General features: G+C 38.7%; 3 protein-coding genes. All 3 read left to right on the forward strand.

From position 1 onward, the window contains the following. Positions 1–448 (forward strand): flagellin (locus ACFSGI_RS21875; protein ID WP_379284382.1); only part of this gene is annotated, 448 nt, incomplete at its 5' end. A 242-nt stretch (positions 449–690) separates the two neighbouring features. Next, positions 691–1,458 (forward strand): flagellin N-terminal helical domain-containing protein, encoded by a 768-nt coding sequence (locus ACFSGI_RS21880; protein ID WP_204827165.1) that lies wholly within the window; start codon positions 691–693, stop codon positions 1,456–1,458. Between the two features lie 246 nt (positions 1,459–1,704). Then, a partial coding sequence (locus ACFSGI_RS21885) for a flagellin (protein WP_379284386.1) occupies positions 1,705–2,307 on the forward strand: 603 nt, incomplete at its 3' end.

Consider the following 2,307-nt stretch of genomic DNA (forward strand, 5'->3'; position numbering starts at 1 on the left):
GTCCAATATCAATGCTGAGTTGAAACAATTGGGAACTCAAATTGATAGCATTATGAGTAACACAACTTTCAATGGTATCAAAATTACATCTGATGTTACTGTTCAAGCAGATGATAAAGCGTTCAAAATTACTGTTTCTGGTGTTAAAACAAGTGGATTCAAAGGTTTGAATGCGAGTAGTACACTTTCTTCTATTAGCACAGCAATCGAAAAAGTAGCAACACAACGTGCGAACTTGGGTGCTGTACAAAACCGTTTGGAATACACTTCTAACAACTTGGGAACAACAGTAGAAAACTTAACTGCATCTGAATCACGTATCCGTGATACAGATATGGCTAAGGAAATGGTAGCATTGTCTAAAAACAACATTTTGGTACAGGCTTCTCAATCGATGTTGTCACAAGCGAACTCTTCACCACAGGGCGTATTGTCCTTGCTTCGTTAAGATTAGCTGTTGGTTTAAAGACCTTGCTCTGGCAAGGTCTTTTTTCTATGTTTTGAAGTCTATAAATAGAAGTTGGATAAAATATAATTTGTGAATAATCAAAATGCTATAAACAAGTGAGTGTAAGAAGTCGATATAAAGAATAGAGCGAAAGAAGTACTTGAGGAGCGTACGGCCTTAAGCTTACTCGCCAAACTAAACCACATGGATGTGGGATAACCGAATTCAAGGAGGAAGTAACAATGATTATCAATCATAATATTCCAGCTTTAAACACACAACGTAACATGGGTATGAACAGCGTGGCAGCAAGCAAAAACATGGAGAAACTATCTTCAGGACTACGGATCAACCGTGCGGCTGATGATGCAGCAGGACTATCCATCTCTGAAAAAATGCGTGGACAGATTCGTGGACTTGAGCAAGCACAACGTAACGTACAAGATGGTATCTCTTTTGCGCAAACAGCTGAGGGTGCAATGAACGAAGTGAGTTCAATGCTTGGACGTATGAAAGAACTGAATGTTCAGAAAGCTAACGGAACATACAGTACTGGTGATAAGTCCAATATCAACGCTGAGTTGAAACAATTGGGAACTCAAATTGATAGCATTATGAGTAACACAACTTTCAATGGTATTAAAATTACAAGTAATGTTAAAGTTCAAGCAGATGATAAAGCATTCCAAATTACTATTTCTGGTGTTAACACAACTGGATTTAAAGGTCTGTCTGCAGGTACTTCACTTACTTCTATCAGTTCAGCAATCGAAAAAGTAGCAACACAACGTGCGAATTTGGGTGCTGTACAAAACCGTTTGGAATACACTTCTAACAACTTGGGAACAACAGTAGAAAACTTAACTGCATCTGAATCACGTATTCGTGATACAGATATGGCTAAGGAAATGGTAGCATTGTCCAAAAACAACATTTTGGTACAGGCTTCTCAATCGATGTTGTCACAAGCAAACTCTTCACCACAGGGCGTATTGTCCTTGCTTCGTTAATCGTAAACATTGGTTTCAAAGGCTCTGCTTTTCGCAGAGTCTTTTTTTATTGCCATTAAGTAAGCTCAGATACATATCAGATAAATTAAATAAATATAAAAGAGGATATGCTATACACAATGTTAAAATAGATGTCGATATAGATAGTAGAGCGAAAGAAGTACTTGAGGAGCGTACGGCCTTGAGCTTAATAGCCAAATTAAACCACATGGATGTGGGATAACCGAATTCAAGGAGGAAATAACAATGATTATCAATCACAATATTCCAGCTTTAAACACACAACGCAACATGGGTATGAACAGCGTGGCAGCAAGCAAAAACATGGAGAAACTATCTTCAGGACTACGGATCAACCGTGCGGCTGATGATGCAGCAGGACTATCCATCTCTGAAAAAATGCGTGGACAGATTCGTGGACTTGAGCAAGCACAACGTAACGTACAAGATGGTATCTCTTTTGCGCAAACAGCTGAGGGTGCAATGAACGAAGTGAGTTCAATGCTTGGACGTATGAAAGAACTGAATGTTCAGAAAGCTAACGGAACATACAGCTCTGGCGATAAAGCAAACATCAACGCTGAGTTGAATCAATTGGGTAAACAAATTGATAGCATCATGAGTAACACAACTTTTAACGGTATCCATATTACTAGCAATGTTAAAGTTCAAGCAGATGATAAAGCATTCCAAATCACTGTTTCTGGTGTTAGTAGAACTGGTTTCTCTAGTCTAGGTTCAAGTACTGCACTTTCAGATGTAAGTAAAGCAATCGAAAAAGTAGCAACACAACGTGCGAACTTGGGTGCTGTACAAAACCGTTTGGAATACACTTCTAACAACTTGGGA

This window comes from Paenibacillus nicotianae (assembly GCF_042681745.1).
Taxonomy (GTDB): Bacteria; Bacillota; Bacilli; order Paenibacillales; family Paenibacillaceae; genus Saccharibacillus; species Saccharibacillus nicotianae.

Coding starts and splice junctions, on each gene's coding strand:
- ACFSGI_RS21880 (WP_204827165.1), top strand. CDS start 691: ATGATTATCAATCATAATATTCCAGCTTTAAACACACAACGTAACATG.